Annotated in this window: 5 protein-coding genes; 1 reads left to right on the forward strand and 4 read right to left on the reverse strand. The window is 59.3% G+C overall.

Annotated features, from left to right (window positions below; translation table 11 throughout):
- Positions 1-38 precede the first annotated feature (38 nt).
- From IHN22_RS05970 to IHN22_RS05980, 3 genes are all read right to left on the reverse strand, one after another.
- Positions 39-962 (reverse strand): pseudouridine-5'-phosphate glycosidase, encoded by a 924-nt coding sequence (locus IHN22_RS05970; RefSeq protein ID WP_087270165.1) that lies wholly within the window; start codon positions 960-962, stop codon positions 39-41.
- A gap of 37 nt (positions 963-999) precedes the next feature.
- Positions 1000-2079 (reverse strand): PfkB family carbohydrate kinase, encoded by a 1080-nt coding sequence (locus IHN22_RS05975; protein ID WP_191434126.1) that lies wholly within the window; start codon positions 2077-2079, stop codon positions 1000-1002.
- A 68-nt stretch (positions 2080-2147) separates the two neighbouring features.
- The gene (locus IHN22_RS05980) at positions 2148-3290 is read right to left on the reverse strand and encodes a tyrosine-type recombinase/integrase (protein WP_191434128.1); all 1143 of its coding nucleotides are present in this window, start codon (positions 3288-3290) and stop codon (positions 2148-2150) included.
- A 345-nt stretch (positions 3291-3635) separates the two neighbouring features.
- Between IHN22_RS05980 and IHN22_RS05985 the strand changes: the two genes are divergently transcribed.
- On the forward strand, positions 3636-4082 hold the full coding sequence (locus IHN22_RS05985) for a hypothetical protein (RefSeq protein ID WP_191434131.1): 447 nt from the start codon (positions 3636-3638) through the stop codon (positions 4080-4082).
- 69 nt (positions 4083-4151) lie between these two features.
- On the opposite strand, the gene IHN22_RS05990 is transcribed toward IHN22_RS05985, so the two are convergent.
- Positions 4152-6836: an S-layer homology domain-containing protein gene (locus IHN22_RS05990; RefSeq protein WP_191434129.1), complete on the reverse strand. Its 2685-nt coding sequence runs from the start codon at positions 6834-6836 to the stop codon at positions 4152-4154.
- Positions 6837-6847: the final 11 nt, after the last annotated feature.

Genomic DNA, 6847 nt, shown 5'->3' on the forward strand with positions numbered 1-6847 from the left:
CATATGCGGCGTTCTTTTGCGTGAAAGAAAGGGAAAACTCAGCCCATGGCGCACAGCTCGGCGGCGGTGCGGGCAGCCAGACGGGCGTTGTTGAATACCAGCTGGATGTTGGAATCCAGGCTGTCGCCGCCGGTGAGTTCCTTCACCTTGGCCAGCAGGAAGGGGGTGGTGGCCTTACCGTGGATGCCCTGCTCCTTGGCCTGCTCAATGGCCTCGTCGATGGCCTTGTTGATGACGTCGTGGTCCATGGCAAACTCCTCGGGGATGGGGTTGGTCACCAGCATACCGCCCTTCAGGCCCAGCTCCTGGGAAGCGTGGAAAGCGGCGGCGATCTCCGCGGGGGTGTCCATGCGGTAGTCCACCTCGAAGCCGCTCTTGCGGGTGTAGAATGCGGGCAGCTCCTTGGTGCCGTAGCCGATGACGGGTACGCCGTGGGTCTCCAGGTACTCCAGAGTCAGGCCCAGGTCCAGGATGGACTTGGCGCCGGCGCACACCACCATCACGGGGGTGGAAGCCAGCTCCTCAAGGTCGGCGGAGATGTCCATGGTGGTCTCGGCGCCGCGGTGGACACCGCCGATGCCGCCGGTGGCGAAGATCTTGATGCCGGCCATATGGGCAATCATCATGGTGGTGGTAACGGTAGTGGCGCCGTCGGCCTTGCGGGCCACCAGCACAGCCAGGTCACGGCGGCTGGCCTTGGTCACAGCCTGGCCCTGCTTGCCCAGGTACTCGATCTCCTCAGCGGTGAGACCGGCCTTCAGGCGGCCGCCCAGGATGGCGATGGTGGCGGGCACCGCGCCGTTGTCCCGGATGATCTGCTCCACCTTGAGAGCAGTCTCCACATTCTGGGGATAGGGCATACCGTGGGAGATGATGGTAGACTCCAGGGCCACCACGGGCTTGCCCTCGGCCACAGCCTGGGCTACTTCAGGGGCTACGTCCAGATACTTGTTCAGATTCATTGCAGTTACCTCCATATGAAATCAGTTGTCCTTCTGTTTATGCTTCCATCCGGTCTCTGAGCAGTCGGGCGCTCATAGCCGGGTTAATGGTCTCGGCGCTCTCCATGGCGATGGCTCCCGCCGCCATGGAGGCTTTGGCGGTGCCCGCCAGATCGGTACCTTCCAGGTAGGCCCAGGCGATGGCCGCCATCCCTGCGTCGCCGCAGCCGGTGGTGTTCACCATCTGACCGGGACAGCAGGGCACATGGACCCGCCCGTTGTGGTCGGCGGCCAGCACGCCCTCCCCGCCCAGGCTGATGAATACCCGCCGCAGGCCGGTGTCCAGCAGGACGTCCGCCGCCCGGTTCAGGCTGGCCTCGTCGGTGATGGTCACCCCGGAGAGCAGCTCCGCCTCCATCCGGTTGGGCTTGAGGGTGTGGAGTTTGCCCAGCACCGGCCGCAGCTTCTCCGCCTTGGCGGTAGATACCGGATCGGCAAAGATGGGCAGATGCAGGTTGTCCGCCAGCCAGGCAATGGACTGAGCCGGAATATTGGTATCCACCACCACCAGCTGGGCGTTTTGCAGCAGGCGGCTCCGCCCGGCCAGAAAGGCCGGGGTCATATGCTCATAGATCTCCATATCGCTCACTGCCAGGGCCATATCCCCCCGGTGGTCGGCGATGAAGAGATAGGTGGAGGTGGCTCCGCCAGGCACCGTCAGACACTGGCTGATGTCGATGCCCAGCTCTCCGCAGCTGGCGGCAATGCGCTGGGCGTTCATATCGTCCCCGAAAGCGGTGAGCAGCCGCACATCCATCCCCAGCAGCGCCATGTTGTGGGCAATGTTGCGGCCTACGCCTCCCAGACTGGTTCGCACCTGTCCAGGGTTGGAGTCCGCCGGTACCAGCTTGCCGAAGGACCGGCCGCCAATGTCCAGATTCACTCCTCCCACCACTACCGCGTAAGGAGCAGTGCGGACGATGTAGCCCTTTCCGGCGATATGTCCCTGCTTCATCAGGTTGGAGATATGTACCGCCGCCGACGACCGTGTGATACCGGCCTTTTCCGCCAGCTCCTGCTGGGAGATCAGGGGGTTTTCTTCGATCCATTTCAGGATCTGCCGTTCCCGTTGGGTCATGGGGCACCTCCTAAACTTTTATCTTCTTCCTAATCATATGCTTAGATACCAGGTTTGTCAAGCCCAATTTAGCCTGCCGCGATGCGGGCGGCTACCGTGTTGAGCACCTCCTGGTGGGTCTGGTCAAAAATGTGGGTATAGATCCGACCGGTGATGGACACATCCTTGTGTCCCAGGGCTTTGCCGATGTCCACCAGAGGAATGCGGGCGCTGTTGGCCAGGCTGGCGAAGGTATGGCGCAGGCCATGGACCGTGATGGGCGGCAGGCCGTGCCGCTCCACAAAGGTACGGAAAGACCAGGTCACCATATTGGGGTGCCTGGGCTCTCCCTTGTCGTCGGTCAGTACATAACCGCTGTCCACATAGTCCGGCTGGGTGGCCGCCCGCTCTGTCTGCTCCCGCCGGATGCTGTGGAGCAGATTGGTCAGGTCCTCCAGTCCGGCGATGCCCAGGGTACGGATGGAATTGCGGGTCTTGGGTTCCTTTTCCACCACCTGGTCTCCCGCAGTGGTGCGGGTGACCCGGATGCGGATCACATAGTGCTCAAAATCCACATCGGTCCACCGCAAACCGCAGATCTCCCCCCGCCGCAGGCCCAGGTAGGCCCCCAGCTTGACCACCAGCTCCAGCCAGGAGCCCTCCACCTCCCGGAAGAGATCCCGCAGCTGTTCCGGGGTGTAGTAGAACTGCCGGGTGGGGTGCTCTCTGGGGGCCTCCACCCGCTCCACCGGATTCTCCCGCAGGATCTTCTGCCGGAAGGCCAGCTGGAGGGCTGTGTGGAGCAGGATATGGTGCTTGTGAACGCTGTTGGAGTCCAGGTGTCCCTCCCGCATTTTTTCGGCGTAATAGTTCTGGATGTGCCAGGGCTCCAGCTGCCGCAGGCGGATGCGCCCCAGAGCGGGAACAATGTGGTTTTTAATCACGGAGCGGTAGCAGTAATAGGTGGTGTAGGCCCGGTTGGGGGCGATGACCTCCTCCAGCCAGTACTCCAGCCACTCCGCCAGGGTCAGTCGGCTGGAATCACAGAGCACCCTTCCGCCCAGCCCCTTTTGGAACTGTTCCAGGGCCAGTTCCGCTTCCGCCAGATCGGTAAAGGTGCGTACTCTTCGGTCCCGGTGTCCATCGGCATTGGTGCCGTAATTGAAGCAGACGTAGTACAGCTGCTTTTGATCGTCATACGCCAGGTTCTTTTTGATCGTCTTTCTTGCCATTCCAACTCCTCCTCAGTGCACCCAATGATGGTCGAACAGTGTCGTATCTTGTATTTTGTCAGGGATCGTTTCAGCCGTCAACAGTTCTGTACTGGAGGTTTCAGTTATGTTTTTGCTCTGATTTTGGCTGCCCAGTGGATATCAGCAGCTGTTTCCAGGGGCTGAACAGCTTGGGCTGCAACGGCTTGCCGGTTTTTTATGATGACTTCCATTCCTCCATGGATGTCTTTTTGCCGATGCAACAAAATGCCCCCAACCGCCGAACGGTGGGGGTGAAAGAGAATATAAGGCGCCGGGCGGTACCGCAGCGGTAAGCCCCCTCAATCAAAACAAGGAGGAATGTGTATGGCAAACTATACGGAACATTATCAGCTGCACCAGTGGGAAGGGTCGGACCCCTTCCTGCGGACGGACTTCAACGAGGACCTCAGCAAAGTGGATGAGGCTCTTTTCCAGCTGGCTTCCCAAAAGTACGGCGAGGACAAAAAGGTCTTTGTCCTGGGCAGTTATATCGGGGACGGCGGCACGGGACTGCAGGATATCCCTCTTGCCTTTCAGCCGTCGCTGTTGTATCTGTTCAACTGTGATTCCAAAAACGACAATTACATTTATAAGTTTGCTTTGGGTACCGGGGATATCCAATGTACATTTGATGGCACTGGCAGTACTTGGGTCCGGGATGGAATCTTCTATATGACCTCCTCAGGGTTTCAAATCAACGGCAACGCTTTCGCACAGGGGCGCGGATTTAACACTGCGGGAGTCACCTACCACTATGTCGCCTTTCGCTAAAAAGAACGGCCCCGCTCAGAAGAGCGGGGCCGTTGCAATAAAGTGTCAGTTTTCTGACGAGACCGTTTCTTAGCCGCCGATGACGGTAGAAGTGGTCAGGGTGTCGCCGCCCACGGTCACAACAACGTAGTACACCAGGGTGTTGTTGGTGCCGGTGAGAGCGGTCACAGTGGAGGTACCGGCAGCGAGGGTGCCGGTGCCCTCATTCACCTGAACGGCGGTATCCTTGCCGGCAGTGATGCCGTAAGCAAACACCTTGTAGGTGAACTTGGCAGTGTCAGAGTCGTTGGTGCTCTTCACGGTCAGGTCCAGAGTGTCGGAATCCTTGGCGTTCTTGGCCAGGGACACGCTGTAGGTATCGCTGACACCGGGGCCAATGGGGCCCTCGTCGGTCACACCGTAGAAGATAGCGACGACCTCGCCGTTCTTCACGATGGCGGTCACGGCAGCGTTCTTAGCCACGTCAGCCAGAGCGCCAGTCTCGATCTTGTCCTTGGTGGTGACAGCGTACAGCTCCACCTCGGAGGACAGAGCGTAGTTGGTGCCACCGATGCCGATGATACCGTCCTTGGCCTCAGCGGTGACCTGCTTATCCTTCAGGGCATAGTTGTCGCCCTTATCGGTGGTGTAGGGCACGCAGGCATCCTTATCCAGGATCTCATTGTCCTTGTCGGCGTAAGAGATGCTGCTGTACAGCACGTCCTTACCGTCGTTGCCGGTGATCTCCTTGTTCATCTTGACAGTGGTGATCTCGCCGTTGACAACAGCCTTGTACTCCCAGTAGGTGCCGGCATCGCTGTCGTTCACCTTAACGCCAGCCTTGGAGGCCAGGACGTAGACGATGTCCTTGGAGCTGGTGGCAACACCGGAGACAAACACGATAGTGGCAACATCGCCGCTCTTGCAGAACACGGTGTAGGTGCCGTTGCTGCTGTTCATGCTGGGCACGTTGGCGTAGCCGGTGTAGGTGGCATAGGTGGCCTTGCTGCCGGTGCCGGACTGCACCACGAAGATGGTCTTGCTGTTGGCGTACTTGGTATTACCGCTACCGCTACCAAAGGTCATGGCGGACTCGCCCTTCTTGATCTCAACCTTGCCGTTGGCGCTGTCGGCCTTGCTGGTCAGGGTGTAGAGATCCTTGGAGTCCTTGGTGTACTCCACGATGTCGCCCTTCAGAGCGCTCAGAGTCCCAACCTTGCCTGCATAATCAGAGCCACTCAGCTTGTCGCCGTCCACGGTGACCTCGGTCTGAGTGCCGTCGGCCAGGACCAGCTTGGCATAGTAGTTGTCCTCGTTGCTGTAGACACCCTTGCTGGCGCCAGTGTCAACCACATAGGCGTAGTCGCTGGAAGCCTTGGAGACATCTACCTTCATGACATAGCCGTAGGTGTCCAGATACAGATCCAGAACGCTGTCCACCTTCACGCTATCCTTGTCAAAGGTCACTTTGCCGTTGAACTTGTAGGTGGTGCCGTCAGCCACAAAGCTGGTCTCGCCGTTGACGCGGGTAACCTCAACGCCCTCCACCTTCTCGGCCAGAGCCATGCTCTGAATGGCGTTGTCAGCCTTGGTGTAGAGGACCACGTCGTCCTTAGCGAAGTTCTCGGTCTCGTACTTCATGCCGTCCACGGTGACATAGGCCTTCTCGTCGCCCTTGGCGGCGGTAACCTTGGAGACCTCACCCACATAGGTGTTGATCACAACCAGGGTCACGTTGTTCTTGTCGTCAGCGTAAGCATTGACAACAATGCCCTTGCCGCCGATCTTGTCGGTGGTGTTACCCTTCTGGATGGTGAAGGTGCCCTCGGTCTTGCCGTCCTTAATCACGTCGGCCTTCACGGTGGCGTCCAGGCCCAGGTCGGAGTACAGCTCCTTGGACTGCACTTCCTCGCTGTAGGTGGCATCGGCAGCCTGAGCATAGGTACCCACAACCTTGTTCTTGTAGGTCCACTTGCTGGCGGGAGCGCCAAAGTCGTCGTTGGAGTTCTCGTTCAGCTTCAGATCGGTGAAGTACTTCTCGCAGAACTGCTGATACTCGTCGTTGCCGGAAGTCTTGTAGCCAGACTTGCTGGAAGCAGCGATCTTCTCAGCGCTGGCGTTCTGGTTGATGGTGATGTCACCCACAGTAACGCTGCCCTTGCCATCGTACTTCACCATGTCGGCCTTCAGGGTCTCGAAAGCCATCTGAGCAGCGTCCTGACGGGACAGCTCGTTGGCCAGGACCAGACCGGAGGGAACGATACCGGCGGCAATGGCGTCAGAGGAGACGTTGATCATCCAGTCGCTGCCCACGTACTTCTCGATGGAAGCATCGTAGCCCAGGGCAACCAGCAGCATCTTGGCAAAAGCAGCGCCAGTCAGCTTGCCCTCGGGGAAGAAGTGGCCCTGACCGTCGCCAGCCAGGATGCCCAGGTTCACGCAGTAGCTGATGTAGGGAGCGGACCAACGGTTGGCCGCCACGTCGCTGAACACGGCGGAGTTGGTGGTCAGCTTCTCAGCAGACTCGGTGCCCAGCAGCAGGTAGCAGATGATCTTGGCAGCCTGCTCACGGGTCAGGATGGAGTTGGGCTGGAAGTCGCCCTTATCGCCGCCCTCGAGAATACCGAGCGCGACCATAACGTCGACAGCCTCAACGTTCTTGATCTCACCAGCATCGGTGAAATCCTTGCTCGCAGCGCCGGCGCCCACGACCATCATGCCCATCAGCATAACAGCGGCCAGAGCCAGGCTGAGAGTCCTCTTGAGGTTTCTCATTTGGAATTCCT

This window comes from Flavonifractor sp. An112 (genome assembly GCF_904377885.1).
Lineage (GTDB): Bacteria > Bacillota > Clostridia > Oscillospirales > Oscillospiraceae > Flavonifractor > Flavonifractor avicola.

Excerpts from the sequence above, each read along its gene's own strand:
- IHN22_RS05970 (WP_087270165.1), bottom strand. The coding sequence starts at position 962 with ATGAATCTGAACAAGTATCTGGACGTAGCCCCTGAAGTAGCCCAGGCT.
- IHN22_RS05990 (WP_191434129.1), bottom strand. The coding sequence starts at position 6,836 with ATGAGAAACCTCAAGAGGACTCTCAGCCTGGCTCTGGCCGCTGTTATG.
- IHN22_RS05985 (WP_191434131.1), top strand. The coding sequence starts at position 3,636 with ATGGCAAACTATACGGAACATTATCAGCTGCACCAGTGGGAAGGGTCG.
- IHN22_RS05975 (WP_191434126.1), bottom strand. The coding sequence starts at position 2,079 with ATGACCCAACGGGAACGGCAGATCCTGAAATGGATCGAAGAAAACCCC.
- IHN22_RS05980 (WP_191434128.1), bottom strand. The coding sequence starts at position 3,290 with ATGGCAAGAAAGACGATCAAAAAGAACCTGGCGTATGACGATCAAAAG.